This window comes from Corynebacterium sp. LaCa54, from assembly GCF_046717495.1.
GTDB lineage: Bacteria > Actinomycetota > Actinomycetes > Mycobacteriales > Mycobacteriaceae > Corynebacterium > Corynebacterium kefirresidentii.
Map to the genome: position 1 here is coordinate 1,568,264 of NZ_CP177115.1, position 26,064 is coordinate 1,594,327.

Annotated in this window: 27 protein-coding genes; 7 read left to right on the forward strand and 20 right to left on the reverse strand. The window is 60.1% G+C overall.

Annotated features, from left to right (window positions below):
- Nucleotides 1-27: 27 nt before the first annotated feature.
- From ACLI1M_RS07625 to hisD, 12 genes are all read right to left on the reverse strand, one after another.
- A complete protein-coding gene (locus ACLI1M_RS07625; protein ID WP_248099930.1) occupies nt 28-858 on the reverse strand; it encodes an indole-3-glycerol phosphate synthase TrpC in 831 nt (276 codons plus the stop codon).
- 84 nt (nt 859-942) lie between these two features.
- The gene (locus ACLI1M_RS07630; protein WP_248099929.1) at nt 943-1,581 is read right to left on the reverse strand and encodes a TIGR02234 family membrane protein; all 639 of its coding nucleotides are present in this window, start codon (nt 1,579-1,581) and stop codon (nt 943-945) included.
- Complete coding sequence (gene hisI / locus ACLI1M_RS07635) at nt 1,578-1,940, reverse strand: phosphoribosyl-AMP cyclohydrolase (RefSeq protein ID WP_411706495.1); 363 nt, start codon at nt 1,938-1,940, stop codon at nt 1,578-1,580. The genes ACLI1M_RS07630 and hisI overlap by 4 nt, the downstream gene beginning before the upstream one ends.
- A complete protein-coding gene (hisF, locus tag ACLI1M_RS07640) occupies nt 1,937-2,707 on the reverse strand; it encodes an imidazole glycerol phosphate synthase subunit HisF (protein WP_023021252.1) in 771 nt (256 codons plus the stop codon). The genes hisI and hisF overlap by 4 nt, the downstream gene beginning before the upstream one ends.
- Before the next feature lie 30 nt (nt 2,708-2,737).
- Nucleotides 2,738-3,520, reverse strand: coding sequence for an inositol monophosphatase family protein (locus ACLI1M_RS07645; protein WP_023021251.1), 783 nt, complete (start codon nt 3,518-3,520; stop codon nt 2,738-2,740).
- A 3-nt stretch (nt 3,521-3,523) separates the two neighbouring features.
- Nucleotides 3,524-4,312 carry a bifunctional 1-(5-phosphoribosyl)-5-((5-phosphoribosylamino)methylideneamino)imidazole-4-carboxamide isomerase/phosphoribosylanthranilate isomerase PriA gene (priA, locus tag ACLI1M_RS07650; protein ID WP_023021250.1) on the reverse strand — a complete coding sequence of 263 codons (789 nt, stop codon included), beginning with the start codon at nt 4,310-4,312 and terminating at the stop codon, nt 3,524-3,526.
- Nucleotides 4,313-4,326: 14 nt separating this feature from the next.
- Nucleotides 4,327-4,959, reverse strand: coding sequence for an imidazole glycerol phosphate synthase subunit HisH (hisH, locus tag ACLI1M_RS07655; protein WP_239204308.1), 633 nt, complete (start codon nt 4,957-4,959; stop codon nt 4,327-4,329).
- Between the two features lie 3 nt (nt 4,960-4,962).
- Nucleotides 4,963-6,213 carry an MFS transporter gene (locus tag ACLI1M_RS07660; RefSeq protein WP_023021248.1) on the reverse strand — a complete coding sequence of 417 codons (1,251 nt, stop codon included), beginning with the start codon at nt 6,211-6,213 and terminating at the stop codon, nt 4,963-4,965.
- On the reverse strand, nt 6,210-6,377 hold the full coding sequence (locus ACLI1M_RS07665) for a hypothetical protein (RefSeq protein ID WP_023021247.1): 168 nt from the start codon (nt 6,375-6,377) through the stop codon (nt 6,210-6,212). Before ACLI1M_RS07665 ends, ACLI1M_RS07660 begins: the two co-directional genes overlap by 4 nt.
- A gap of 5 nt (nt 6,378-6,382) precedes the next feature.
- Entirely contained in the window at nt 6,383-6,985 is a 603-nt protein-coding gene (hisB, locus tag ACLI1M_RS07670) for an imidazoleglycerol-phosphate dehydratase HisB (RefSeq protein ID WP_023021246.1), read from the reverse strand.
- On the reverse strand, nt 6,982-8,112 hold the full coding sequence (locus tag ACLI1M_RS07675; RefSeq protein WP_248099923.1) for a histidinol-phosphate transaminase: 1,131 nt from the start codon (nt 8,110-8,112) through the stop codon (nt 6,982-6,984). Before ACLI1M_RS07675 ends, hisB begins: the two co-directional genes overlap by 4 nt.
- Nucleotides 8,113-9,423, reverse strand: a complete 1,311-nt coding sequence (gene hisD / locus ACLI1M_RS07680) for a histidinol dehydrogenase (RefSeq protein ID WP_248099921.1) — start codon at nt 9,421-9,423, stop codon at nt 8,113-8,115. It lies immediately after the preceding gene.
- Between the two features lie 126 nt (nt 9,424-9,549).
- Here hisD and ACLI1M_RS07685 point away from each other — a divergent pair, with 126 nt between their 5' ends.
- Nucleotides 9,550-10,446, forward strand: a complete 897-nt coding sequence (locus ACLI1M_RS07685) for a hypothetical protein (RefSeq protein ID WP_411706496.1) — start codon at nt 9,550-9,552, stop codon at nt 10,444-10,446.
- Nucleotides 10,447-10,455: 9 nt separating this feature from the next.
- Here the strand turns inward: ACLI1M_RS07685 and ACLI1M_RS07690 are convergent, their stop codons facing one another.
- On the reverse strand, nt 10,456-10,968 hold the full coding sequence (locus tag ACLI1M_RS07690) for a hypothetical protein (RefSeq protein ID WP_248099917.1): 513 nt from the start codon (nt 10,966-10,968) through the stop codon (nt 10,456-10,458).
- Nucleotides 10,943-11,728 (reverse strand): hypothetical protein, encoded by a 786-nt coding sequence (locus ACLI1M_RS07695; protein WP_200288888.1) that lies wholly within the window; start codon nt 11,726-11,728, stop codon nt 10,943-10,945. The genes ACLI1M_RS07690 and ACLI1M_RS07695 overlap by 26 nt, the downstream gene beginning before the upstream one ends.
- A 161-nt stretch (nt 11,729-11,889) precedes the next feature.
- On the opposite strand from ACLI1M_RS07695, the gene ACLI1M_RS07700 reads away from it, so the two are divergent.
- From ACLI1M_RS07700 to ACLI1M_RS07720, 5 genes are all read left to right on the forward strand, one after another.
- On the forward strand, nt 11,890-12,429 hold the full coding sequence (locus ACLI1M_RS07700; protein WP_411706497.1) for a TetR family transcriptional regulator: 540 nt from the start codon (nt 11,890-11,892) through the stop codon (nt 12,427-12,429).
- 21 nt (nt 12,430-12,450) lie between these two features.
- Nucleotides 12,451-14,649, forward strand: coding sequence for a glycogen debranching protein GlgX (gene glgX, locus ACLI1M_RS07705; protein ID WP_193387609.1), 2,199 nt, complete (start codon nt 12,451-12,453; stop codon nt 14,647-14,649).
- A gap of 13 nt (nt 14,650-14,662) precedes the next feature.
- Complete coding sequence (locus ACLI1M_RS07710) at nt 14,663-15,994, forward strand: exonuclease domain-containing protein (RefSeq protein WP_248099915.1); 1,332 nt, start codon at nt 14,663-14,665, stop codon at nt 15,992-15,994.
- A 76-nt stretch (nt 15,995-16,070) separates the two neighbouring features.
- Nucleotides 16,071-16,688: a hypothetical protein gene (locus ACLI1M_RS07715; protein WP_023021237.1), complete on the forward strand. Its 618-nt coding sequence runs from the start codon at nt 16,071-16,073 to the stop codon at nt 16,686-16,688.
- A gap of 10 nt (nt 16,689-16,698) precedes the next feature.
- On the forward strand, nt 16,699-17,697 hold the full coding sequence (locus tag ACLI1M_RS07720) for a GTP pyrophosphokinase family protein (protein ID WP_023027873.1): 999 nt from the start codon (nt 16,699-16,701) through the stop codon (nt 17,695-17,697).
- A 10-nt stretch (nt 17,698-17,707) separates the two neighbouring features.
- Here the strand turns inward: ACLI1M_RS07720 and ACLI1M_RS07725 are convergent, their stop codons facing one another.
- The 4 genes from ACLI1M_RS07725 to ilvA are packed head-to-tail and all read right to left on the reverse strand — an operon-like array spanning nt 17,708 to nt 20,249.
- Nucleotides 17,708-18,097: an RNA-binding S4 domain-containing protein gene (locus ACLI1M_RS07725; RefSeq protein WP_023021235.1), complete on the reverse strand. Its 390-nt coding sequence runs from the start codon at nt 18,095-18,097 to the stop codon at nt 17,708-17,710.
- On the reverse strand, nt 18,098-18,340 hold the full coding sequence (locus tag ACLI1M_RS07730; RefSeq protein ID WP_023021234.1) for a hypothetical protein: 243 nt from the start codon (nt 18,338-18,340) through the stop codon (nt 18,098-18,100).
- 2 nt (nt 18,341-18,342) lie between these two features.
- Nucleotides 18,343-18,981 (reverse strand): YigZ family protein, encoded by a 639-nt coding sequence (locus ACLI1M_RS07735; protein ID WP_023021233.1) that lies wholly within the window; start codon nt 18,979-18,981, stop codon nt 18,343-18,345.
- Entirely contained in the window at nt 18,981-20,249 is a 1,269-nt protein-coding gene (ilvA, locus tag ACLI1M_RS07740) for a threonine ammonia-lyase IlvA (protein ID WP_023021232.1), read from the reverse strand. Before ilvA ends, ACLI1M_RS07735 begins: the two co-directional genes overlap by 1 nt.
- 98 nt (nt 20,250-20,347) lie before the next feature.
- On the opposite strand from ilvA, the gene ACLI1M_RS07745 reads away from it, so the two are divergent.
- Nucleotides 20,348-21,145: a hypothetical protein gene (locus ACLI1M_RS07745; RefSeq protein ID WP_248099911.1), complete on the forward strand. Its 798-nt coding sequence runs from the start codon at nt 20,348-20,350 to the stop codon at nt 21,143-21,145.
- A 49-nt stretch (nt 21,146-21,194) separates the two neighbouring features.
- Here ACLI1M_RS07745 and ACLI1M_RS07750 read toward each other — a convergent pair whose 3' ends face one another.
- Together ACLI1M_RS07750 and dnaE are read right to left on the reverse strand one after the other, a co-directional pair.
- Nucleotides 21,195-22,385 (reverse strand): cobalamin-independent methionine synthase II family protein, encoded by a 1,191-nt coding sequence (locus ACLI1M_RS07750; RefSeq protein ID WP_200288885.1) that lies wholly within the window; start codon nt 22,383-22,385, stop codon nt 21,195-21,197.
- Between the two features lie 72 nt (nt 22,386-22,457).
- Nucleotides 22,458-26,030 (reverse strand): DNA polymerase III subunit alpha, encoded by a 3,573-nt coding sequence (gene dnaE / locus ACLI1M_RS07755; RefSeq protein WP_316326365.1) that lies wholly within the window; start codon nt 26,028-26,030, stop codon nt 22,458-22,460.
- Between the last annotated feature and the right edge of the window lie 34 nt (nt 26,031-26,064).

Here is a 26,064-nt window from a genome sequence, read left to right on the forward strand (position 1 = left end):
CCCCCACCCCGCCAGCTAGTCGGGGTATTACTCTAATTTGCGCGCGGGGCACGCTGGGTGCTGGCCGGCGGCCACCAACGACCGAGCCAACGCTGTAGGATCTTGGGCCGCCATGACTGATTCGCCGACGAGCACCGCATCGGCGCCCCGGGAAGCATAGTGAAAAAGGTTGCGCGCGTTGTTTACCCCACCTACTGCAATGCGCAGGATGGATTCGGGCAGGCCCGGGGCAATATCGTTGAACGCGTCACGGTTAATCGCGTCCGAGGCTAAAGACCACGCATTGATGGAAATAACGCTACTTCCAGCCTTAATTGCGCGGTCGACCTCGGCGCAGTTGCGTACCTCGACGATGGCGGTCATACCAAGCGATTCCACGCGGTCTAATAGTGCCTCCAAGCGAGCCTGCTCCAGCAGCTCTACTTGCAGTGGGATAGCATCGGCCCCATAACAGCGGGCCTCATGAATTTGGTAGGGATCCACGATGAGATCTCGTGACATCATGGGCACATCAATCGCGGCGCGGGCAGCCGCCATGTCCTCCAAAGAACCGTGGAAGCGACGGAAATCAGTCTGGCACGCCATAAGGTGTACGCCGCAGTCTTCAAAGGTGCGGGCCCATTGCGCCATGTGCTCCGCAGAACCAACATGTGCAATCTCGCCGCCGTAGGGAACGGCACGCTTGAGTTCCGTGATAACGGAGCAGCCGGGGCGCAAGAGAGCTGCGCGCACATCCCGGGGAGATTCCATGTCACGCGAGCGTGCCTTTACTTCCTGGAACGACACACGGGACTCCCGCGCAGCGACGTCCTCTAAGACTCCTGCTACTAGGTGGTCAACGGCAATGGGCGTAGGCATCAGCACCTCCCTCCACGGGCGATTGAAATCACACTTAGGTTAACCCGCTCCCGTGCAGTTGCGGAAATTGCACAGGCTACGGGGCTATTTTTTATCCATATCAGTGGGATCGATATCACTATCAAGCGCGTCCCACATCACGCGGCCAGAATCAGAGGAGGTTTCCAAATCCTCCTCCAATTTCGCTTGGCGCGCTGCCGGCGTCTCGTATTTGCTAGATGCCTTCATTTTATCCTCGCCGGGGTTGCGAGCTAGCATAACCGCACCAAAAAGGGCCATTGCCGCTCCTACCAGGGCCAGAATCGGCCCCCAGGCATGCACCTCGGTGGAAACCACTGTGGCCCATTGAGAAATTTGCGCGGAATCTACTGCATTCTTATTAGCCGAGGCACCTTGCAGGATCTTCTGCGCGCGCTCAACATCCGCGCCCGCCGTCAGCAAGCTAACCGGGGTCCATGCACTGGCCGCTGCTGCGAGGGCACAAATAATGCCCACTACGCGCCTACCGATGCGGCGCAGAGCCAACCCTGCGACGGCGCCGGCAACCAATACTAGAGTCAAGGCCATAATCTCTAGCGACCATGCCGAACCTATGATGTCATTGGCGGCGGAGCCGGTCTTATCATCTTCGCTGGCAGCAACCACCCACGTGGCACGGGAAGACAGCCACAATACGATGGCTCCTACAGCGATAAGTAGCGGTCCAAGGCGTTTAGCCTTCACGATTGTCCTCCTAGGAGATCTGTGGCGTCAAAGCACGTGCGGTCACCGGTATGGCAGGCGCCGCCACGCTGCCGCACGGTCAGCAGGATAGTATCTCCATCACAGTCAAGGCGAACGCCCAGCACCTCTTGGGTGTGGCCAGAAGTCTTACCCTTGACCCAGTACTCATTGCGCGAGCGCGAAAAATACGTGGCCTTGCGCGTGGCAAGGGTATGCGCCAAAGCATGGTCATCCATCCATGCCATCATCAGCACCTCACCGGACTCAGCCTGGGCAATGGCCGGCACCAAGCCTTGGTCATTGCGCTTGAGCTGCTTGGCGATGCCCCCATCTAGTTCATAGTCGGCCGGGTTACTCATCGGCGCACCTCGTAACCTGCGGCATCTAGGGTGTCCTTTACGTCGCAAATTTCTACCTCACCAAAATGGAAAATGCTTGCGGCCAAAACGGCATCGGCACCGGCCGCAACGGCCGGTGGGAAATCCGCGGCGCTGCCCGCACCGCCAGAAGCGATGATGGGAATAGTCACTGCCTCGCGCACGGCATACAGCAGGTCCACATCAAATCCTTGCTTGGTGCCATCGCCATCCATCGAGTTGAGGAGAATCTCCCCTACTCCGAGTTCCTCGCCACGGCGAGCCCACTCAATGGCGTCTATTCCGGCCGACTTCGTGCCACCATGCGTGGTGACCTCGTAACCAGAGGGCGCAAACTCCTCCCGGCACCGGCGGGCATCAACGGACAGCACGATGCATTGGGTCCCGAAAACCTCGGCCATTTCGCGCAGCACTTCCGGATTCTTAATCGCTGCAGTATTTACGGAAACCTTATCTGCACCGGCGCGCAGTAGCTCCCGGACGTCGTCGACGCTGCGTACCCCGCCGCCGACTGTTAGTGGGATAAATACCTGGTCCGCAGTGCGGCGTACAACCTCTAGCATGGTTGAACGCCCTTGCTTTGAGGCAGATACATCCAAAAATGTAAGTTCGTCAGCGCCTAAGGAGTCATAACGCGCGGCCAACTCCACCGGGTCACCGGCATCGCGCAGGTTTTCAAAGTTAACGCCCTTGACCACCCGGCCTTGGTCCACGTCTAGGCAGGGGATAACACGTACGGCTACAGCCATATCGGCCGCCTCCTTTGTGAGAATGAAGTCTTAGCGGTGAAAGGAACCGCTATGACGGGACAGGATGTCCACGATAGTGGCATGGACCTGCGGGGTACCTGCGACCAAGCCACGCGACTGCGCAGTCCACGGATTTCCTTCCGGATCAGTCACTACTCCGCCGGCGGTTTGAATTTGCAGTGCACCAGCGGCGTTATCCCACGGGTGTGGGGAGAAGTTAATCGCGCCATCAAATACGCCCTGCGCAACAAAGGCATTATCCAGCCCCACTGAACCGGTCATCCGCGGGCGCAGGCCGGTTTCGCGCAGCTCGTGGAAGATCTCAGTGGGCAGATGAGAAGAGCAGCCCACGTGTCCGCGCGCTTCATCGAAGCCCATCGCGTCCTCCCCACCGCCGAAGCCAGTAGCAGGCCCGCCTACTGAGCGCAGAGGAGAGCCATCGCAAGTGACCAAACGTCGCCCCAATAATGGGAAATCAGACACCGCTACAACAGGTGCGCCCTTATGGATGAGCGCCACCAAGATGCCGGCTAAAGGGTTTCCAGCGGAGTAATTTGCGGTGCCATCAATCGGATCTACTACCCAGACGGTATCTAGCACGCTGCCGCCGGATTCTTCTCCGTACACCGGGATGCCGGTCATTTGAGTCAAAATATCCCGCAGCTGTTGCTCGATGACGAGATCTACCTCGGTGGCAAAATCTCCCTGCCCTTTAAAGCGGGCGGGCTGCGCACCAAGGCCGGAACGAAAAATGGGTTCTACTTGGTCTACGGCCGCCTCCGCGAAGGCCACCAACTCGCGGGGTTCCATCATGGCTTAGTTGTCCTCAGGGTCGAACGGGTCAATGGTTTCTTCCGCCGGCAGCGGCTCTACCTCGGCCACTGCTGTGAGAGCTTCTTCGAGGCTGAATTTCCCCTCGTAGAGGGCTTTTCCAATAATGGCGGAATCAATGCCCTCATTTTCATAGAGAGCAAGCTCGCGCAGGTCTTCCACGCTAGAGATACCACCGGAGGCGGTGATTTTAGCTTCCGTAGCCATGGCGACCTCGCGCAGCAGCTCGATATTCGGTCCGCTTAGCGTGCCGTCTTTAGATACGTCTGTCACCACAAAGCGCTGGCATCCGGCAGCATCGAGGCGCTCGAGCACCTCCCACAGGTCGCCGCCATCGGAAACCCAACCATTGCCCGCAGTGCGCCACTCGCCGCCTTCCTCGCGCACGGCGAGATCCACGGCAACCTTATCGCCATAGCGCGCAAGGATATCTTCTATCCATTCCGGCTGTTCAAGAGCAGCGGTGCCAATATTAATGCGCTGCGCGCCGGTAGCCAGTGCTTGCTCTACTGCGGCATCGTCTCGGATGCCGCCACTAAGTTCCACGTTTATGCCCAGCTCTGCGGTGATATTCGCCATCTGCTCGTGGTTGGAACCGCGGCCGAATGCCGCATCCAAGTCCACAAAATGCAGCCATTGCGCGCCGTGGGACTGCCACTTCAATGCGGCATCGCGCGGCGCACCGTAGGAGGTTTCGGTGCCTGCTTCGCCTTTGTCCAAGCGCACCGCTTGACCTTGAGAGACATCAACTGCGGGCAAGAGCGTAAAAGTCATAGTCATCATCCTACCTAGAGCGTGCGCATCCAGTTTTCCAAAAGCTGTGCGCCAGCGTCCCCGGATTTTTCCGGGTGGAATTGGGTCGCCCACAAAGCGCCATTTTCCACCGCCGCGACAAACCTATCACCCGCGTGCTCGGCCCAGCTGACCAAGGGTGGACGGGTGATTTCCGTTTCCAACTCCCAGCGGCGGACGCCATAGGAATGCACAAAATAGAACCGCTCGTCTTCGGACAAGCCTGCAAACATATCGCTGCCGACGGGAACCGCAACGGTATTCCACCCCATATGCGGCAGGACCGTAGAGTGAAGTTTTTCAACGGTGCCGGGCCACTCGCCGCAGCCGGTGGAATTGATGTTGTGCTCCACTCCGACGTCGAAAAGCACCTGCATACCTACGCAAATACCCAGCACTGGCCGCTCTCCTGCCAGGCGCTGGCCGATGACCCTTGGCCCCTGAACCGCGTTTAGCCCGCGCATACATGCGTCAAAAGCGCCAACGCCGGGGACAAGCAGACCGTCTGCGTCCACCGCTGCTTTGGGATCCGCAGTCACGGCAACTTCCGCGCCTACTCGCTCCAGCGCGCGCTGTGCCGAGCGCACATTGCCCGCGCCGTAATCCAATAATGCGACCGTCTTTGCCATGGGCTATACCTTACGCATGCGACGCAGACGCGTTCGGATATCGTTGGTTTCACTCACGCGGGTGCGCCCAAGGATAAAATCTGCCAGCGTCATTAGTACGCCAACGCCGAGGATAGCCACACCGGCGCCAAACGCCCCCGCGTAGCCGTAGCCGGCAACCAACGCACCCAAAAGGGTCGAGCCCAAGCCGGTGCCGCCATCATAAAAGATATTCCAAATGGCCGAAGCCTCCGAGACACGCTCGCGCGGTAGACGGTCAAACATCGACAACAGGGCTTCATTTTGGGCAATGCCAAAGGCCCCGCCGAATAGGAAGGCACCCAGCACAAGCCACCACACGGAGCCGTCGAGGTAGAGCGGGACGGCGATGGCGAGCACACCCACAATGGCCATGATCTGGCTGGGGATATACAACCGGCCGGGAGTGCCCACGCGGTCTGCCACCATGCCGGCGAAGTAGCGGAAAATCATGGCCGCGCCACCCACGATGGACAGCATGATGCCGGCAAGGCTGGCGCCACGCTCTGCATCTAGTTCCTGCACCGCCGGCGGCAGGAAGGACGACACGGCGCCGTAGCTCATGGAGAAAGTCGTTAACGCTAGTGCAGGCACTGCCACCAGCTTCCACGTGGGAACGCGGATTAGGTTGGGCTCGTCTTCGGTATCAGAAGCCAGCGTGACCTTTATCTTGGGAATGCGCAAGCACAAACCAAAGCCCACGAAGCCAATGATGCCGGCAGTGATATACGTCGAGGCATAACCCAGCTTTTCCGCCATGACCAAGCCCAAGGGCAAAAAGACCATTTGGCCTAGTCCCGTAAACACACCGATCATGCCGGTGGCCTTGCCCAAAAGGCGAACAGGTGCCAACTCGGCAATAAGCGCAGACTCGGAAACGGTCAGCGCGCCAAAGCCCACCCCGCGCAAAGCGGAAAAGAGTAGGACAACCCAAGCATCTGTTCCCAAAAGATGTCCGAAGGCGGGGACGCCCAAGGTAAAGGCGGAAAGTGCCATCACGCGGCGATAGCCCCAACGGCGCAGCAGCCACGGGGAAATGATCTGCGTAAGCACGGTAAAGGCCATGAAGATGCCGGTGGATGAGCCTGCCAAAGTAGCTGAGCCGCCGGAATCAATGACAGCGAGCGGCACCACCGGAAGGAGGATGGACCAAGCGCCGAAAGCAGCGGCAATGGCCATCATAGTGGCGGTATAGCCCGGGATCTTCCAAATATTAGTCTCTTGGGTTTTGCTCACTTACCAAACGCTCCTACCATCCACGAAATTGCTGCTACCACGGTAATTGCGGCCAAAAGGGAGGCTACTACTGTCATTGCCTTCGACCCCTGTTGGTAGGCAGTCCATGCACCGCCTACTAACATGCCTGCCACGAGGAAAAGAACCAAGATCATAACATGCATGCTTTTTAGAGTGCTCCCTTCGTCGAAGGAATTCCAGTCCGACGGGGGTCGGGTTCCACGGCAGCGCGCAGCGCACGCGCCACGGCTTTAAACTCCGCCTCCGTAAGGTGGTGCGGATCGCGCCCATAGCGCACGTTGAGGTGCAGCGTTATCGCAGCGTGGGCAGCAAGCGTTTCAAAAAAGTGGCGGTTAATCACCGTGGCGTAGTGGCCACCAATTATGTGCCACTGCAGGTGCTCTGGCTCGCCGTTCATCACGAAATAAGCGCGGCCAGAAAAATCCACCACCGCTTCAACCAACGTTTCATCCATGGGCAGTAGCTGGGAGCCGAAACGACGAATGCCGGCCTTATCCCCCACTGCTTCCCGCAGTGCGGTACCGAGCACGATGGCGGTATCTTCCACGGTGTGGTGGGCATCGATCTCGGTATCACCCGCTGCCTGCACGGTGAGATCAAAGCTGCCGTGGGTGGCAAACGAGGTCAGCATATGATCGAAAAAGGGCAGGCCGGTGGAAATATCGCTGCGTCCCGTGCCGTCTAGGTCGATGACCACGGAAATCTGCGATTCAGAGGTAGACCGCTGGGCGCGTCCTACACGGTTGCTCATGGTTCGCTCCTTTCTCCTCCGGCCGGATTATCCGCTACTACTGTATCCGCAAGGTCCTCAGCTACTGCCAAAAAGGCCGAGTTTTCTTCCGGCAGGCCCACGGTCATGCGCAGGTGCCCGGCAATCCCGACATCCCGGATGAGTACTTCTTTATCCAAGAACTGCTGCCATACGCGCTGCTGGTCAGCAAAGCGGCCGAAGAAGAGGAAATTGGATTCACTAGGCAGGACCGTATAGCCCAGTTCCCGCAAGCGAGCTGCCACGCGCTCGCGCTCGCTGGCGATCTTTTCCACGGTGGCGAGCGTATCCGCGCTATGGCGCAACGCCACTGTCGCCGCAGCTTGGGAGAGCACAGACAGGTGATACGGAAGTCGCACTAACATGACGGCTTCTACAAAGGCCGGATCTGCCACAAAATAGCCAAGGCGGCCACCGGCGAAGTCGAAGGCCTTGGACATGGTGCGCGAGATCACCAACTTTGTGGGGTATTTATCCAGCAGCGTCACTGCGGAGGGCGAAGAGGAGAATTCGCCGTAGGCTTCATCGACGATGAGGATTCCCGGCGCGGCGTCGGCAAGCGCGGCAATATCGTCCAGACTAGTCACCCCGCCGGTGGGGTTATTCGGCGTTGTCACAAAGATGATATCCGGCTGGTGCCGCGCCACGGCCGCCAGAGCCCGGTCCATGTCTATGCGGAAATCCTCGTCCCGCGGGCACTCCACAAACTGCGTGTAGGTTCCGTCCGCAAGGATGGGGTGCATGGAATAAGACGGCGTAAAGCCGAGCACGCTGCGGCCTGGACCACCAAAGGCCTGTAGAAGCTGCTGCAAAATCTCATTCGATCCGTTCGCCGCCCATACCTGCTCATAACTAACCCCCACCCCGGTCTGTTCGGAAACGTAATGGGCCAAGGCTTTACGCAGCTCTACGGCATCGCGTTCCGGATAGCGATTGAGCGTGGAGGCAAGGCGCTGAGTCTCCGCCACCAAGTCAGCAACGAGCGCTGGAGAGGGCGGATAGGGATTTTCATTGGTATTGAGTTGGTAGGCCACAGTGAGTTGCGGCGCACCATAGGCGGACTTGCCGCGCAATTCCTCTCGCAGGGGAAGATCTGTCAATTGCGTCATTTAGTTCTCCTCGAATCGGGCGCGAATTGCTTCGCCGTGGGCAGGCAGCCCCTCGGCCTCAGCGAAGGCGATGACCTGCGGGGCAATTTCTTCCAGCGCAGCTCGGTCATAATTAATGAGGTTGACCGGCCGCATAAAGGTGTGGGTAGACAGGCCAGCCGAAAAGCGCGCCGTGCCGGAGGTGGGCAGCACGTGATTGGAACCGGCAGCGTAGTCCCCGAGTGGCACAGGGGCGAAGTCCCCCACAAAGATGGCACCAGCGTGCTTAATCCGCTCAGCTACCGTGCCGGGTTCTGCGGTGTGGATCTCCAGGTGCTCGGCGGCATAGGCATTAGCCACCGCAATCGCTGCGTCCAGGGAATCGACCACCACAATGCCGGATTGCTCGCCGCCTAAGGCCGCGGCCGCCCGCTCCGCATGAGCGGTAGCGCCGTAGCGCGCCTCCACCTCCGCGTTCACCCGCTGAGCGAGGCTTTCTGATTCCGTAATAAGCACACTCGCTGCCATCGGATCATGCTCGGCCTGGGAGATAAGGTCATAAGCCACATACACGGGGTTTGCGGTGTCATCGGCGATGATGGCAATTTCGGTCGGACCTGCTTCTGCATCTGTCCCCACTACCCCGCGCACCAAGCGCTTGGCTGCGGTAACGAAAATATTTCCCGGCCCCGTAATCATGTCTACTGGTGCCAGCTCGGCATCATCATCGCCGTAGGCCATCAGCGCAATGGCCTGGCCACCTCCTATAGCCCACACCTCATCCACGCCAAGCATCTGGCACACAGCTAGCACCGTGGGGTGCGGTAGACCGCCGAACTCCTTTTGCGGGGGCGAGGCCACCACTAAGCTTTCTGCGCCGGCCGCCTGCGCCGGCACCGCGTTCATGATCACAGACGAGGGATAGACGGCCTTGCCTCCCGGCACGTACAAACCGACGCGCTCGATGGGGCGAAAGACCTCTGTCACCGTGGCGCCCCGAGCCAGTTCGGTGGTATGTGCGGTCGGCTTTTGTTCGAGGTGGACCTTGCGGACGCGCTCAATCGAGGCCTCAATTGCTCTGCGCACCTGCGGGTCTAAGCCAGCGACGGCCTTGTCCAATTCCGCTTGCGGTACCCGCAGGTGGCGCGGGCGCACGCCATCAAAAAGTTCGCTGTAGTCCAGTGCCGCCGCGGCGCCTTCTTGACGGACGCGATGAACCATTGGCGCCACTTTGTCCACTACAGCGGCGACGTCGGTGCCGCCGCGTGGCAGGACTCGCCGCAGCTGGGCAGGGCGCAGCTCTGTGCCGCGCAAATCGATGGTTCGAAGCATTTCCGGCTCCCATTATTCTTATCGGATTTCTATTATTAAACCAATATCCTAATGTCCAAATGCCAGCGAGGGGGCGGGTTTGGACGATAGACTCGGACTCAACACAGCTTTAAGGTGGTGGCAGTGATGAGCGAGAGTGATCCTTCCCTTCTGCTCGCGCATGTCCGCGCCATCGCCCGCGAACATGGCTTGTCCTGCTGGGCGCTACCCTCAGGCGAACTTTTAGTACCCCACTCAGCCGGCGGATCTACCTTCATCTTTATAGACCAACTAGAAGAACCGGTACTCCACCTACACACCAGCCCCCGCGGCGGCGTGGACCTCAGTGAGATATCCGAACTAGCGCATGTGGCCAACGAGTGGAACCACGATTGCCTCTCACCGGCGATAGTGGTTGATTTTGACCAGCCTGAGTGCGTAAGCGTATCCGGTCATAGTTATCTACCGGCGGATAACTCCCCGAGCCGGGAACAGCTCGCGGCGTTTGTCTTACCGGCACTGCGCAATGCCGAGGTCCTCATGGACTTGCTCGCCCAATCCCATCCCGGCCTCGTGCGCGAAGCCTCACCGCAGCTAGCCCCGCTTGCCGACGCCCCCTTAGAGCCCTTTACCCTCGATAGCCTGGCCGAAATCCTGCCGCTTATCGGAATCCAACGCTTCCAAAGCGACGGCGCCACGGCTATCTACGCGTGGGTCAATGATGTTCTCTTTTCCTTCGCTTTAGACAACGGCCCCAGCCTTATCATCAAGGGACATTGGGACCCCAGCTTGGAGGAAGCGGAATTTACCCGCCTATTCCTCATTTGCAATGACTGGAATCGCGCCCATCACGGCGCCGTTGCATTTTGCCACCACACCGCCGAAGGCCTGCAGGTGCGGATGGATGCCACCACCATTGCCGCAGCCGGCCTAACGCGGCCCCAACTCTTTAGCGCTATCGGCCGCGGCCTTAAACACATCCTGCACGGAATCGATGACATCGCGCAGGAAGTCACCGGCGCCTCCCCCGTGGAATGGCCCTAGGCGCGCGGCTTACCAATCATCATCGGAACTCACAAAAGCCGTGGACCAGTAGGAAAACATCGCCATAAAAGGCGCCACCGCCCAAGAGATGGCCGGGGAGAATTTCGGTGCAAATTCCACGAACTCTCCGGGGTTTTCGGGCGGATGTGTGGCGGTGACCCCGCCAAATACGTAAAACGAGGCCGCGCCTGCCAAGGCGCACACGCCGACCCACAAGAGCATCGACAAGCCCCGCTCTTGCCGTCGCAGATATGCACCCAAGCCCAAAAGCAGTCCGAGTAGGCCAGTTATGAGGGCAAAGGTAATGAAGGCGATGAACTGGGCGCTGCCCATCGCTTCGATGGCATAACCGCCATCGTCTACCTCGTGGCCGGCAAGCGTCGGACGGGAAAGCCCCCACAGCGCACCTGCCACGCCAAAGACCAAGAGCGCACACGCGAGTAACCCCGCACCAAAACCTAGGGTGCGGGGTAAGCGGCGCTGGGAAAGAGACAATTTAGTTGCAGAAGGTCCAGTTGCCATTCTCGCGACGGAAGCGAACCGTAGAGGTCTCATTGCCCTCAGAGTTAGACACGCTCACGGTTGCAGAAGCATCGTCACCGTTGACCACAATGTCGTTAACAGACTGCAGCTTGGTCGACTGCGGGATGGACTCCAGCTGGCTAGCGAACTTCTCCACCTCACCGTTGCCGCCGCCCTGCTGGCGCATGGTGTTGGCGTACTCAGCGAAGGACTGGTTCGGCAGGCTATCGACGTACTGCTGGTACTGGCCAAACTCCTTGGCCTGGCCTTCACGCACGGCTTGGCAGGCGTGCTGCGGCATGTAGTTGAAGTATTCCTTCACATTATCGATTTCGTGCTGGCCGCGGACCAGCTGCTCGATGGCCTGCTTGTCAGCATCATTTGCGTCCTGGCCACCTTCAATCGGCTTGATGTCCTTCGCCCCAGCGAAAGGATCCTCGCCATTATTTAGCGGGTTGGCCATCTGATCTGGGCCCTCGCCAGGGGCGCCCTCGCCGTCTTGGCCCTCTGCACCAGCAGCGCCGTCCTTGTTTTCGCCGTCCTTGTCTTTATCCTTATCCTTGTTTTTGTCCTTGTCCTTATCGGCGTCTTTGTCCTGGGACTTGTCTGCAGACTTATCCTCAGAAGACTTGGAGGCAGTGGTGGCGGCAGCCTTCTTAGAATCGTCGTTGTTGTCATCCGAACCACATGCAGCCAGCGCCAAGGGGGCAACCAGCGCTACTGCGATAAGAGACTTCTTAGCAGGGGTCAAAAAGGACAAGGGAAAACTCCTGAATCAATCTTGCGAATGTGAAGCGCCTTAAGGCAGCTTCTTTTTGTCTTCGCAATACTAACAACACCACGATGGAAATGACATTGATACTCCATTAAAGGAACCTGTGAGCTACCGCCCCGCTAGTCCTAGTCCGTACAATCACCAAGGTGCATATCAATCGCGAGAGTATTATCGACGCCGCTATTTCCTTGCTTGATACCTATGGGCTGGGCGACGTCACCATGCGCCGCGTTGCATCCTCCCTCGGCGTTGCCCCCGGCGCGCTTTACTGGCACATTGCCAATAAACAGGCGCTCATTGCGGCTTTGGCTGAGTACATTATCTCCCCCGTTTCTGGGGAGTCGCTCGAGGAGCTCAGCCTCAGCCTGCGCGATGCGCTACTTGCCCACCGCGACGGCGCTGAGGTAGTCATTGCCGGTCTCTCCCTGCCTCAGGCCCCCGCCTGGGACTACCTCTTATCCGTCTTTTGCTCTGCCGCAGGGCGTGGTGCCTATGAAGCCGACAGTACCCACCGCGCCGCCGCCCTATCGGCCATTCACCTCGTACTCGGTGCCACCTTGATGGAACAGTCCCAACGCCAGCTTGCAGAAACCACCGGCGAGGCTCCTGGCTCTAATTATCGCGACGACCTCCATCGCGGCATTCGCATTATTCACGCTGGGCTTACGCACGGCACTGGAGACTAAAAAGTGGTTATGCTCGTGGGCATGAACACTCCCGCCATGGACGCAGTCCCCACGCCCACCGAGCGCTACGGCCGCCAAATCTGGCCTGGCAAACCTACCCCACTGGGATCCACCTTTGACGGATCCGGCACCAATTTTGCCCTATTTTCTGAGGTTGCAGACAAGGTCGAGCTCTGCCTCATCGACAAAGAAGGCAATGAAGAGCGCATAGAAATGTCAGAGGTCACCGCCCATGTGTGGCATGTCTACCTCCCCAATGTCACCCCTGGCCAGCGCTATGGCTACCGCGTTTATGGCCCCTATGAACCTGAAAACGGCCTGCGCTGCGATCCTTCCAAGCTCCTCGTAGATCCATATGCTCGCGCCTTCGACGGCGAATTCGACGGCGATGCCTCCCTATATTCCTATGACATCCACGCCGAAGAACCTGGCACCGGCCGCAACGAAGAAGATTCGTTGGGCCACACCATGCTCTCCGTGGTCATCAACCCTTTCTTTGACTGGCGCAGCGACCATCGCCCGCACATTCCAGACAACGAGAAGGTCATTTACGAAACCCACGTCAAGGGCATGACTATGACCCACCCAGACGTGCCGGAAGAACTGCGCGGTACCTACGCCGGCATGGCGCACCCCGCCATCATTGACTACTTCAAGGAGCTCGGCGTCACCACCGTCGAGCTCATGCCCGTCCACCAATTCTTGCAAGACGATCGGCTGCGCAACTTGGGCCTGCGCAACTACTGGGGCTATAACACCTTCGGCTTTTTCGCCCCGCACCATGACTACGCCTATGCCAAAAAGCCAGGCGAGGTGGTCTCCGAATTCAAGACCATGGTCCGTGCCTTCCACGAGGCAGGCATCGAGGTAATCCTCGACGTGGTTTATAACCACACCGCCGAAGGCAACCACATGGGGCCCACCATTGCCTTCCGCGGCATTGACAATGGCGCTTACTATCGCCTCGTCGAAGGCGATGAAGCCCACTACATGGACTACACCGGCACCGGCAATTCCCTCAATGTCCGCAACCCGCACTCGCTGCAACTGATTATGGATTCCCTGCGCTACTGGGTCACGGAGATGCGAGTCGACGGCTTCCGCTTCGACCTGGCGGCGACTTTGGCGCGGGAGCTTGACGACGTCGATAAGCTCGCTACCTTCTTCGACCTTGTCCAACAAGACCCCATTGTCAGCCAGGTCAAGCTCATCGCCGAGCCCTGGGACATTGGCCACGATGGCTACCAGGTAGGCAACTTCCCACCTATTTGGAGCGAATGGAACGGCAAGTACCGCGATACCGTCCGCGATTTCTGGCGCGGTGAGCCCGCTACCCTGGGTGAATTCGCCTCCCGACTGACCGGCTCTTCGGATCTTTATGCCGATAATGACCGCCGCCCCACCGCTTCTATCAACTTCATCACCGCCCACGATGGCTTTACTCTGCGCGACCTCGTGTCCTATAACGACAAGCACAACGAGGCCAATGGCGAGGACAACCGCGACGGCGAGTCCTTCAACCGCTCTTGGAACTGCGGTGAAGAAGGCCCCACCGATAACGAAGAAATCCGCAAGCTGCGCCGCCGCCAGGTGCGCAATTTCCTAACCACTCTCCTACTCTCCCAAGGCACTCCGATGCTCTCGCACGGCGATGAGTTCGGCCGCACCCAAGACGGAAATAATAACGTCTACTGCCAGGACAACGAGCTGGCATGGATGGACTGGTCCATGCTGAAAGAGGAAAAGTCCGCCGCGATGCTGGGATTTACCAAGCGCGTGCTGGCCATTCGCAACCACCACCCCGTATTCCGCCGCAAACGCTTCTTGGCCGGTGGCCCGCTAGGCGCGGATGTAAAAGAACGCGATATCGCCTGGCTGGTCCCCTCTGGTCGCCTGATGACCCAAGACGACTGGGACCACGATTTCGGCCGCGCTCTTATGGTCTACCTCAATGGCAATGCCATCACGGAGACCACCTCCCGCGGCGAACGTATCACCGATGATTCCTTCATCATGATATTCAACTCCCACGACGGCGAAATCGAGTTCACCCTGCCTACCAAGGATCTCGGCGCCACCTGGCGGCTGATGGTCGATACCGCCGATTCCGGCGGCTACCCCGCGGAGGAAACCCTCATTGAGGCAGAGGGTACGATCACGGTGCAACCGCGTTCAACGCTGATCTTGCGTCAGGTTGAGCCGCCCGTTTTTGACTCCTAGAGAAAGGCCCCTCGTGTCATTTCCCGCGCACGGCGTACTCATCGATGTCACAGCGGATAAACTCGTGCTCCACCGCACGCTGCTGGCCACCAGCCTTGGCGCCCCCGCCACGCAGGATATCCCGCTCGATTCCATCGACACTGTGCGCGTGAATGAACCGACCGCCACCGGCTTTGGCGCCCTCGACCTTGGCGCCGCCGGTTCCATCGCTTTCGCCCCGCACCAAGACCCGCAGGCCGTCGCCCGCGCCATCGCCGCCGGCCAGCGCGGCGAGGCCCCCTCCGCCACCGCCACCATCCCGGGGCTCGATTTCACCGCCGTGGATGTAGAAACGGCCAATGATAACTGGGGCTCTATCTGCCAAATCGGCGCGGTTCGCTTCCGCGATGGCCAAGAGACCGACTCCCGTTCCTGGCTGTGCACCCCTCCGCCGGGCCTAGAGCACTTTGCGGATATCAACGTCTCCATCCACGGTATTACCGCGAGCGATGTGGAAGGGGCGCCAGCTTTTGCCGACGTCGCCAAGGAGCTCTTCGACTTCCTCGGCGGCGACGTACTTGTCGCGCACAACGCCCAATTCGATTCCACCGCACTGCGCTCCGGCCTGCTTGCCGCCGGCGCCGAGGTACCCACGGTGCCGCTGGCATGCTCCCTCGCGCTAGCCCGCGACGCCTCTAAAGCCAAGGTAATTTCGGTGCGCAATCACAAGCTGCCCACCGTCGCAGCCCACCTTTCCGCTCCGGATTTTAGCCACCACGACGCCACCGAAGATGCCCGCGCAGCCGGCGAAATCATCGCCCGCTTGGCAGAGCGCTTCGGACACACCGGCAGCATCCGCGATCTATTCACCGCCCGCGAGTTCACCCTTGGCCGCCTCGAGTCCACGGCCGTCCTTCCCGTCCTGCGCGCCCACACGGCCCCGACCTCCGGCGCCGACCTCGGCGCAGGCACCGACTTCCGCGACCAAACCCGTGCGGCCGGCTCGGCAAAAAAGAAGTCCGGTGGCCCCGCCCCCTGGCAGTCTGTCGCCACGCCGGATACTATCCCCGAGCCCAATCCAGACGCTGATCCGGAAGGCGCACTTTATGGCAAGCATGTCACCCTCACCGGTGATTTCGAGCCCTATGACAAGGGGGTGCTGTGGCAGGGCATCGCCGAGCGCGGCGGCCAGGTAGCCAAAAACGTCACCAAAAAGACCACGCTGCTTATCGTGGGCGAATGGGCCAAGAAAACCTCCAAGGAAAAGCGTGCGGAGGAACTGCAGGCCAAGGGCCAAAAAATCGACATCTGGCCGGCCGATAAGCTCTTTGCCGAACTCCAACTCGACGCCGAGCCGCCCTTTTAATTTTCCCGGGAACCAAACGGCGGTTTCTCCAGTCCAATAAAGGCGACTGCACCCTACCCCACTGGAGAGCCCCGTCGTGACCGTCGCCCTGCGTTCGCCGCGTCCTACCACCGCAAACCTGCTGCCTGCCCTCTTTGCCCGTTCCTGGCTGAAAGAACAGCGGCTTTCCGACGACGGCTTTTGCGATTCCCTTGCCACCATCCAGCTCTCCCCCAGCCTGTCCATGGCGCTTGTCTTTCCAGGCAAGCGTAGCTTTCGCCGACTAAGCCACCGCGGCTTGGCAGACATGGACATTTCCACGCGCCGGGCGTGGAACCACGCCTCACATAACCTGCAACGCGCCGCCCTCGATTCGCAGGGACTGCGTTTCTGGACTCGTCCGGCTGCCTGCGAGCTCCCTTCCGCCTCCCACCTCGGGGGCCTACAGGTTCGCTCCCACGGCGCACCGATTTCCTCCTGGATCGCTCACCCAGAAACATTTACTGTGCTGGACAAGCACATGCGCCGCCTCCTGCGTTCGCACTCGCTGACCTACCTTGTCCCAGACTCCGCCACCCTCTTCGTTTTTGCCCGCCTGCCGGACACCTATGCCTGCCAGCTGGCTGCCGATGCCGTCGCGCGCGTGCCCTACCATCGCACCGTGCTCCACCCGCGCCCGCTAGTATGGTCTAACGGATTCCCGCGGGAGTTATGAAAGGAGCACCATGCCGGAAAGTAGGATGTCGCGGCTAAGCAACCAGTACCACGACTGGGCGCGCAACCACCCCACCGCTGCGGGGGACTTCCGCACCGCCATCGAGGATCTCCTCAACGACGCCGGCATCATCTTCGACCGCGTTTCTACCCGCGTCAAGACTTGGCCCTCGCTTAAGGCAAAGGCCAAAAAGCGCCGCGAGAACGGCGATTTTGTCTACCCCCAGCCGTGGCAGGAGATCCACGATGTGATGGGGGTGCGGGTCACGCTGTTTCACTCCACCGCGATTCCAGAAGCGCTGAGCGTTTTTGGTGAATCGTTTAAAGTCGAGCGTTCCGTTGATAAAGCAGCCGAGACCCGCATTTCCGGCGGCTTTGGCTACGGCTCCCACCACCTCGTGCTCACCGTGACCGAAGATAGCGCTGCCGCAATGGAAGAGCTCGCGAACTACGTAGGTTGGACCTTTGAGGTGCAGATTCGCACCGTTCTGCAGCACGCATGGGCGGAGTTTGAACACGATATCCGCTACAAGCAAGGGCCCAACCCACCCTCACCTGAAGTGGACCGCCTCTTTACCTTGGCCGCGGGGCTTATCGAGCTTGCGGACCAGCAATTCGACGAGATTGCTGCACTCAAGGCCCCAGGTACGGAAACCGATCGGGACGTCGAGCTTACCGCCGAGACCCTACCGGGCGTGCTGGCCATTATCCTGGGCAACCGTTTCCCGCTCTCGCGCTCGGAGCACTACCGATTCTTGGCGGAGTTATTGGAGCAAAACGGCGTGCGCCACTTGAGCCAGCTCGAGCAGCTGCTTGACGATACTGCCATTGCCCACGTCCACGACGCCATGCGCTACCGCTTTCGTCCCGGCCAGGTGCGGCTTATCGACGACTTGCTGCTCAACAAATTTGGCAAGCAGCATATCGAGGCCACCGCCGAATCCGGCGACCGCCCGGGCCGCAAGCGTCGGCTTACTGCGCGCCTGAAGGCCTTGCGCGCTGCCCACTAGTTTCGGCTGATTATCGGAAACCGCCGCGGAATTTCTCCATATCGCGTCGTTCCTTCTTCGTCGGTCGGCCCGCCCCGCGTGGGCGCACGGGTACCGACGGCATAAACTCCTTGGGTGGAGGCGGCGGCGCATGGTCCGTGTAGCACGTACGCGCCACGGGTGCGCCCACGCGCTTGGCCACAGTCGCTAAGACCTCAAGGTCATGCTCGTGGTGATTGCGCCACACGCGCACACGGTCGCCCGGCACCACCTGCTGGGAGGGCTTGACAGCCTCGCCATTTATCTTGACATGCCCGGCGCGCACGGCCGTCGCGGCCGCCGAACGGGTCTTAAACATGCGCACGGCCCACACCCAGGCATCAATCCGGACGGGGCGGCCGCTAGGTTGCGGTGCCGGCATCTAATACTGGTTGTGGTTCTCGTTGACGATTTTCTGGATCTTCAGCCAGTTATAGCCGCCACCGACTACGGCGACGATGGCACCCACCAACATCCAGGCCCAGAAACTTGCCGCAGATAGCACGCCCAGCACTGCGCCCACGCCGAGGCCGGCAACCACGCACACAACGGCGTTGCGGGAGTGCTTGCGCACCTGCTGCTTGCGCTGCGCAATGGGGTTATTCGGTCGCTGCTGCATACTCATGTTCAGGATCTTACCTCAACCCACGCGCTGCCAGCTTCTGCCGCCGCGAGCTGGCCCTGCGAGATCGCTGCCAGCGTTGCTTCCAGCTCTTCCAGCCCACCTGGGCGCACGGCCACGGTAAAGGTTACTGCGGCCGCGTAGGCGGTATCGGTTATCTCATAGCCGCGCCCGCGCAGGTCCGCCTCCACCCGCCCGGCAGTTGCATGTGGGCACTCCACGGCATAAAGCTCCCGGCGCGCCCGGGTTACCGCACGCACCTTTTCCATGGCCTCACTCACCGCGCCACCATAGGCATGCACGAGGCCGCCGGCGCCTAACTTGATGCCACCAAAGTAGCGCACTACCACTGCGCAGACATCGAGCATGCCGGAGCCTTTGACCACATCCAGCATGGGTTTTCCGGCAGTGCCGGAGGGCTCGCCATCATCGGAGGAGCGCTCCACCGGGTTTGCGCCGTCGACGTGATAGACGTAGGCGGAGCAATGGTGACGGGCGTCGGGAAAGCGGGTGCGGGCGGCGTCGATAAACGCGCGGGCCTCTTCCTCATTGGTGACGCGACCGATCAAAGTAATAAATCGGGAACGCTTGATTTCAATGTCGTGTTCAACCTGGCCTACGGGGCGACGATAAGAATTTTGCATTAGGCTACGAGGAATTCATACTCGGGGGTGCCGGGCTTGAGGTACTGCACCGAAATCTTGGATTCCCCCATGCGTTGCAGCAAGCCGTCGAGGTCCTCGGCGCGGCTAAGCTGCAGGCCCACTAGCGCCGCACCGGTTTCCCGGTTATTGCGCTTGAGATACTCAAAGAGTGTGATGTCATCGGTCGGACCCAAAATCTCGTGCAAAAAGTGGCGCAGCTGCCCGGGCTCCTGCGGGAAGTTCACCAGGAAGTAGTGCTTGAGGCCCCGGTGAACTAGGGAGCGCTCCATGATTTCTGCATAGCGCAGCACGTCATTATTGCCGCCTGAAATCACGCATACCACCGTCGAGCCCGGTTTCAGGTCCAGCTGATGCAGGCCCGCCACCGACAATGCACCGGCCGGCTCGGCAATGATGCCCTCATTTTGATACAGGTTGAGCAAGTCCGTGCACACCGCGCCTTCGGACACGGTGTCAAAGCTCAGGCGCTCGCGATTGGCGTCCAAAATCTCATAGGGCAGCGCGCCCAAGCGCTTTACGGCCGCGCCATCAACGAAGGGGTCGACCGCATCCAGCGTGACCGGGCCCCCGTGGTCAAATGCCGCTCTTAGCGACGCCGCCCCTTCCGGCTCCATGCCCACCACCCGAGTATCCGGTGCCATATCCGCCAGATAGGAGGTGATGCCAGAAATCAGGCCACCGCCTCCTACGGGAACGACAACGGCATCGGGCGACTTGCCCTTGGCCGAAAGCTGCGCGAGAACCTCTGCGGCTACGGTGCCCTGCCCGGTGATGGTATCGCGGGCGTCGAAGGGCTCGATGAAGGCGGCGTCGCGCTCGGCGGCGTCGGCATGCGCGGCTGCGGCTGCCTCATCGAAGTTGGAACCAACTACCACCAGTTCTACTTGGTCGCCGCCGTGAACCAGGATGCGGTCGCGCTTTTGCATTGGCGTGGGCTCTGGCACAAAAATCTTGCCGGCGATTCCCATTGTGCGGCAGGCATAAGCCACGCCCTGCGCATGATTGCCGGCCGAGGCCGTAACAATTCCCCGGTGCCGCTGCTCTTGCGGCAGATTCGACATCCCGTTTAACGCGCCACGAATCTTATAGGAGCGCACGTCCTGCAGATCCTCCCGCTTGAGGTAGACCTCGCAGCCCGTCTCGGCCGAAAGCCGGGCGCAATACTGCAGCGGAGTCGGGGCGATTTCCGAGCTAATCCGTGCCTGCGCCTGCTGGATATCGGATGCATGGATGGTCGAATCAGTCATGTCTTGACAGTCTACCCATTCACTGGAAATTCACTGGCCTTTAGTTGCACCGTTACCTACGTAGGCAATAGTGGACATAACCACAAGAAAGGAAATCTATGCTCAAACGCATCTCTCTCTGCGTTACCTCCTCGCTCGTCCTCGCCTGCTCCCCTGCCGCGCATGCCCACGTCGTGGATAACGTGCTGGAGCATTCCGCGCCCACCGCTGCGCTGCAGCTTAACCCCATCGGTTCTCATGAATCGGGTGTGCTGGGCAAATCGGCCGCCGAAATCGTCGCTTATCACGCCGCGTCCCAGCGCATCCTCACCGTCAATGCGCGCTCCGGCGAGGTCGATATCTTAGATGGTTCCGATCCCTCCCACCCGCACAAGATCGGCGCCATCTCCGCCGGTGGTAACAGGGAGATTAAGTCTGTGTCCGCGCGCCCCGTTGGCCTGGCCGCCACCGCCGTGGCAGCAGGCCTCGTCGCACCAGCTACCGCTTCTGCCACAGAAGAGCAGCCAAAGCAACTTTCGGCTGAGTGCCAGGCCGAGGTCGACAAGGACAAGGAAGAGCACCTCAAAAAGATCAAGAGCGGCGAGCTCGGATCTTCCGCTCGCACCCCGCAGGAGCTTATGCAGGGCCTTGCCAATGGCTACGGTTCTTCCGAAATGCCCAAAGAGCCGGACTGCGTAGCCAAGGAGGCGGAGCAGCACCAGATCGAGGCACTTGAGCGTCTGCCTATTTGGGGCTCTTCCACCCCCGAAAAGTTCCTCGAGGTCATGAGCTGGGTGACCGTGGCCGCCAGCCTCGTGGCTGCGCTGCTGCAGGCCTTCAACATGGTTGCCACGGTAAACCCGGCTGTGCTGGAGCCGATGAAGAACGCCCTCAAGCAGCTGGGCGTGCGCTTCTAAACGCCACAGATTAAGCCGCTCCGAAGTTTCGGAGCGGCTTTCGGCGTTTTTAGAACAGTTCGCGGGTAGCGATGTCAGCGCCTTCTACCAAAGATTGCAGCTTCGCCCACGCAATCTGGGGGTGCAGGCGACCGCCCAAACCGCAATCGGTCGACGCGATAACATTTTCAGGGCCTACTACCTCGGCGAATTGGATGATGCGATCTGCCACGAGGCGCGGATGCTCTACCGCGTTGGTGGAGTGCGAAACCACGCCTGGGTAAATCACGGTGCCTTCCGGCAGCGCGTGGTCCTGCCACACGCGCCATTCGTGCGCGTGACGCGGTGACGCGGCTTCGAAAGAGAATCCGCCGACCTCGGCCCGCAAAATTTCCTCGATGATATCTGCAAATGGGACGTCGGTTACGTGCGGGCCGTGCCAGGAGCCCCAGCAGATGTGCAGGCGCGTTTGTTCCTTGGGCAGGCCGGCGATGGAATCATTAAGGACATCGATGCGCTCACGAATGAAGCCACGGAAGTCCTCTACGGTTGGCTCCGGGTTGATTTGGTCCCAGGCCTCGGCCAGGTCGGGTGCATCGAATTGCACAGTGAGCCCGGCATCGGTGATGGCTTGGTATTCAGTGCGCATGGCACGGCCGACGTCGGCAAGCAGCTGGTGCTCATCGTCGTAGTAACGATTGTTAAGGCGCGCAGCCGAACCGGGGGAAAGGGCGGCGATGAAGCCTGGGGTGCCGGAAGGTAGGGCGTCGGCAAGCAGGCGGACATCGGCGGCGACCTCATCTTGTCCGATGTAGGTTACCGGGCCGGTAAATTCTGGGTTTGCCACCTTGGCTCGGCCGGTGAAGATGCCAGAATCCGGGTCGTTGTAGGCCTCGGAGAACAGCGCGCGGTCGCGGCGGTCAATAAACGACGTCAGCCGCGGCTCCCCCGGTTTCGAGCGCACTACCTCAGCCGATTCCCAGCGGTCGGTATCCGTCATCGTCAGCCCGCCCAGGCGGCTAAATGAGTAATTCCACCATGCGCCATAGTCCACAGCGCCCGAGGTGATATGGCCGTATTCGCCCTCGTTAATGATATCGAGGCCCAGATCAAGCTGCCGCTTGACGACGTCCGCCACCGCAGCCTCCAAAATCCCCTGGAACTCCGCGGCCGGCAGCTCCCCGCGCTTCAGGTTGGCCTCCAGGAGCTCCGGGGTGCGCGGCAGCGAGCCGACATGGGTAGTGCGAATCTTACAAACCATCAGGTTTCCTCCATCAAAATAGACTGTGCTGTCTATATTAGTGGAGGGGGTCGCCGGCCACCGAAATTAGATTCAGCCTAAGATGCCCGCGCCCATGGTGGCTTTGAGATCGCCCATGAGGTTGCCGGAGCGTTCCACGCGCAGGTGGTCGCCGAGGATCATGGTGGTGGACTCGGAGCCGTCGACAAGCTCGAGATACACGTCCGACTCGCCCTGGTTTTTGAGCAGAACCTGCTTGAGCCGGGCAATATTTTCCATGGTGCACTGGTCCGTGCGCATAGTCAGGCGCAGCGGCAGGCCCGCACCCCCGCCCGGGCCGAGGTCTGGGACGCGAATATCGGAGCAGAACAGGGAACGCCGCTCATCACGAATCTTGACGTTCACGCGTGCCAAGATGATGTTGTCCTCCACAATCTGCGGGGCGACGAGAGAGTAGACCTTGTTGAATACCAGGATTTCCACCTGCGCGCCGTTGTGGTCTTCCACCGTGACAATGGCCCATGGGGAGCCATCGCGCTTGGAGAAGCGGCGGTCCACGCCCGAGATGATGCCACCGATGATGAGCTCTTGGCCGTTGCGCACCTCATCGTTGAGGATCTTAGTCAGCGGGGTATCCGTTTGCGCGGCCAGCGCCTCTTCGAAGCCATCGAGCGGGTGGCCGGACACGTACAAGCCAAGCATCTCGCGTTCGAGGGCAAGCTCGTGTTTTCGGTCCCACTCATCTTCTGGGATATCCATGGCAAAGGCATTGGCGACCTCGTTATCTTCTCCTCCGCCGATTCCGGCGAAGAGATCGAACTGGCCCTTATCAGCGGCCTTCTTGGTGGTTTGCACTGCATCCACCGCGTCCTCATGAATGAGCATGAGACCCTTGCGCGGGTGGTTCAAGTCATCGAAGGCACCGGCCTTGATGAGCGCTTCTGTTACGCGCTTAGTACAGGCGGTCAGCTCGATCTTGTCCAGGTAGTCACCAAACGAGGTAAACGCGCCCTTGTCGTGGCGCGACTTAATGATGGATTCCACCACTTCCGAGCCGACGTTGCGGATAGCGCCCATGCCGAAGCGGATATCCTCTCCCACCGCCTGGAAGTCTTCTTCGGACTCATTGACGGAAGGCGGGAGCACCTTAATGCCCAGGTGGCGGCAGTCCGAAAGGTAGATGGCAGACTTGTCTTTCTTATCGCCCACCGAGGTCAACAGCGCGGCCATGTATTCCGGTGCGTAGTAGGCCTTGAGGTAGGCCGTCCAGAAAGACACCAGGCCATAGCCCGCGGCGTGGGACTTATTAAACGCGTAGGACGCGAAGGGCTCGATGGTGCCCCAAAGCGCATCCATGGCGGACTTTGAATAGCCGTTTTCTTGCATGCCGCCCCAGAACTTGTCGTACTGCTGGGCCAACACTTCGGGCTTTTTCTTACCCATCGCCTTACGGAAGCCATCTGCCTCGCCGGCCGTGTAGTTGGCGACCTTCTGCGAGATACGCATGATCTGCTCCTGGTAGACGATGAGGCCGTAGGTCTCATCCAGGATTTCCTTCAGCGGCTCTTCTAGCTCCGGGTGAATCGGGGTGATTTCCTTCCGGCCGTTCTTGCGGTCCGCATAGTCCCAGTGGGCGTTCACACCCATCGGTCCCGGGCGGTAGAGCGCAAGGGATGCCACAATATCTTTAAAGCCGGTAGGCTTCATGCGCTTGAGCAGCTCTTGCATACCACCGGAGTCGAGCTGGAAGACGCCCAGCGTATCGCCGCGCGAGAGCAGGTCATAGACCTTGGAGACTTTGGGGTCGTCGGCATGCAGCTGCTCCAAGTGAACTTCTTCGCCGCGGTTGCGCTTGATGTTTTCAATCGCATCGCCGATAACGGTGAGGTTGCGCAGGCCCAAAAAGTCCATCTTCAGCAGGCCGATGGCCTCACACGCCGGGTAGTCCCAACCAGTAATGTAGGCGCCGTCGGCTGGGCGCTTCCACATGGGGATGTGGTCCATGAGGCGGACCGAGGCCATAATCACCGCACAGGCGTGCACGCCCGCCTGCCTGACGACGCCTTCCAAGCCCCTAGCCGTGTCATAAATCTTTTTCACATCCGGGTCGGATTCCACCATCTGGCGAACCTCGGTGGCCTCAGAATAGCGCTCGTGATCCGGGTCCGTGATGCCCCTAAGCGGAATATCCTTGGCCATGATCGCAGGTGGCAACGCCGCGTTGATGCGGTCGGCCATCTGGAAGCCAGGCTGGCCAAAGTGCACCTTGGCGGAGTCTTTAATGGCCTGCTTCGTCTTCACCGTGCCGAAGGTAATCACCTGCGCCACCTTGTCCTCGCCCCAGCGCTCGGCCGCGTAGGTGATCATTTCGCCGCGGCGGCGGTCATCGAAGTCGATATCGATATCGGGGGCGGACGGGCGCTCGGGATTCAAGAATCGCTCGAAGAGGAGATCATGTTCCAGGGGGTCGATATTGGTAATGGTCAGCGCGTAAGCGACAAGCGCGCCGGCCGCCGAACCACGGCCTGGCCCCACACGAATGCCCACCGAGCGCGCGTGCTTGATGAGCTCGGCCACGATAAGGAAGTAGGACGGGTATCCCTTCATCTCAATAACGGAAATCTCATACTTCGCGCGCTCGATGTACTCCTCCGGAACATCCTGACCGGGGAAGCGAGCTTGCAGGCCCTCCATAACCTCGTGGGTGAGCCAGGAAGTTGGGGTGTGGCCCTCGGGGACGTCGGCAATAGGCATGCGATCGTGGGTGTGCTCTTCCCAAATCTCGCCATAGTCTTGTACACGCTCGGCAATCCACAGCGTGTTATCGCAGCCATCTGGAATCATATCGTCCCAGGTCTCGCGCATCTGCGCGGCCGATTTAATGTAGTAGCCGGTGCCGCCGAACTTGAAGCGATCAGGGTCCATAAAGGTCTTGCCGGTCTGCACGCACAACATCGCCTCGTGCGCCGGCGCCTGGGATTCCAAAACGTAGTGGCAGTCGTTGGTCACCAGCGGCGGCAGGTCCAGCTTGCGGCCGATCTCTAATAGGCCATCGCGCGTGCGCTTTTCGATGTCCAGCCCATGGTCCATCAACTCCAAAAAGAAGTTATCTTTGCCGTAGATGTCTTGCCACATGGCCGCAGCCTCAAGCGCCTCATTGAACTGGCCTAGGCGCAGTCGGGTCTGGACATCGCCCGAAGGACAGCCGGTGGTGGCAATGATGCCGTCAGCATGCTCCGCGATGAGCTCAGCATCCATGCGCGGCCACTTGCCCAGCTGGCCCTCATAGGAGGCCAACGAGGACAGGGTAAAAAGGTTGCGCAGGCCGGTCGCGTTTTCCGCAATCATTGTCTGGTGGAGGTAGGCGCCGGAAGCGGAAACATCGTCGCGCTTTTGGTCCGGTGTGCCCCACAGCACGCGCTTTTTATTGAAGCGAGACTCCGGTGCCATATACGCCTCGATGCCGATAATGGGCTTGATACCGGCGCCGGTCATGCGGCGGTAGAAGGCATCGGAGCCGTACATATTGCCGTGGTCGGTCATGCCTACGGCCGGCATTTTCTGGCGGACCACCTCGTCTGCCAGCATATCGACCTTGGCCATGCCGTCCAGCATGGAAAACTCGGTGTGGTTGTGCAGGTGGACGAAGGAGGAGTTTTTGGCCATGCGGCTCATCATAGCGGGGCGGTCAAAATGGGCT

What these genes read in the sequence shown, in the direction of transcription:
- priA (WP_023021250.1), bottom strand. Translation starts at nt 4,312, where the DNA reads ATGACTTTTACGCTCTTGCCCGCAGTTGATGTCTCTCAAGGTCAAGCG.
- hisF (WP_023021252.1), bottom strand. Translation starts at nt 2,707, where the DNA reads ATGGCTGTAGCCGTACGTGTTATCCCCTGCCTAGACGTGGACCAAGGC.
- glgX (WP_193387609.1), top strand. Translation starts at nt 12,451, where the DNA reads ATGAACACTCCCGCCATGGACGCAGTCCCCACGCCCACCGAGCGCTAC.
- ACLI1M_RS07690 (WP_248099917.1), bottom strand. Translation starts at nt 10,968, where the DNA reads ATGGCAACTGGACCTTCTGCAACTAAATTGTCTCTTTCCCAGCGCCGC.
- ilvA (WP_023021232.1), bottom strand. Translation starts at nt 20,249, where the DNA reads ATGACTGATTCGACCATCCATGCATCCGATATCCAGCAGGCGCAGGCA.
- ACLI1M_RS07745 (WP_248099911.1), top strand. Translation starts at nt 20,348, where the DNA reads ATGCTCAAACGCATCTCTCTCTGCGTTACCTCCTCGCTCGTCCTCGCC.
- ACLI1M_RS07725 (WP_023021235.1), bottom strand. Translation starts at nt 18,097, where the DNA reads ATGCCGGCACCGCAACCTAGCGGCCGCCCCGTCCGGATTGATGCCTGG.
- ACLI1M_RS07730 (WP_023021234.1), bottom strand. Translation starts at nt 18,340, where the DNA reads ATGAGTATGCAGCAGCGACCGAATAACCCCATTGCGCAGCGCAAGCAG.
- ACLI1M_RS07720 (WP_023027873.1), top strand. Translation starts at nt 16,699, where the DNA reads ATGCCGGAAAGTAGGATGTCGCGGCTAAGCAACCAGTACCACGACTGG.
- hisB (WP_023021246.1), bottom strand. Translation starts at nt 6,985, where the DNA reads ATGAGCAACCGTGTAGGACGCGCCCAGCGGTCTACCTCTGAATCGCAG.
- ACLI1M_RS07645 (WP_023021251.1), bottom strand. Translation starts at nt 3,520, where the DNA reads ATGATGGAACCCCGCGAGTTGGTGGCCTTCGCGGAGGCGGCCGTAGAC.
- hisI (WP_411706495.1), bottom strand. Translation starts at nt 1,940, where the DNA reads ATGAGTAACCCGGCCGACTATGAACTAGATGGGGGCATCGCCAAGCAG.
- ACLI1M_RS07685 (WP_411706496.1), top strand. Translation starts at nt 9,550, where the DNA reads ATGAGCGAGAGTGATCCTTCCCTTCTGCTCGCGCATGTCCGCGCCATC.
- hisH (WP_239204308.1), bottom strand. Translation starts at nt 4,959, where the DNA reads ATGGCAAAGACGGTCGCATTATTGGATTACGGCGCGGGCAATGTGCGC.
- ACLI1M_RS07735 (WP_023021233.1), bottom strand. Translation starts at nt 18,981, where the DNA reads ATGCAAAATTCTTATCGTCGCCCCGTAGGCCAGGTTGAACACGACATT.
- dnaE (WP_316326365.1), bottom strand. Translation starts at nt 26,030, where the DNA reads ATGGCCAAAAACTCCTCCTTCGTCCACCTGCACAACCACACCGAGTTT.
- ACLI1M_RS07625 (WP_248099930.1), bottom strand. Translation starts at nt 858, where the DNA reads ATGCCTACGCCCATTGCCGTTGACCACCTAGTAGCAGGAGTCTTAGAG.
- hisD (WP_248099921.1), bottom strand. Translation starts at nt 9,423, where the DNA reads ATGCTTCGAACCATCGATTTGCGCGGCACAGAGCTGCGCCCTGCCCAG.
- ACLI1M_RS07675 (WP_248099923.1), bottom strand. Translation starts at nt 8,112, where the DNA reads ATGACGCAATTGACAGATCTTCCCCTGCGAGAGGAATTGCGCGGCAAG.
- ACLI1M_RS07750 (WP_200288885.1), bottom strand. Translation starts at nt 22,385, where the DNA reads ATGGTTTGTAAGATTCGCACTACCCATGTCGGCTCGCTGCCGCGCACC.
- ACLI1M_RS07665 (WP_023021247.1), bottom strand. Translation starts at nt 6,377, where the DNA reads ATGCATGTTATGATCTTGGTTCTTTTCCTCGTGGCAGGCATGTTAGTA.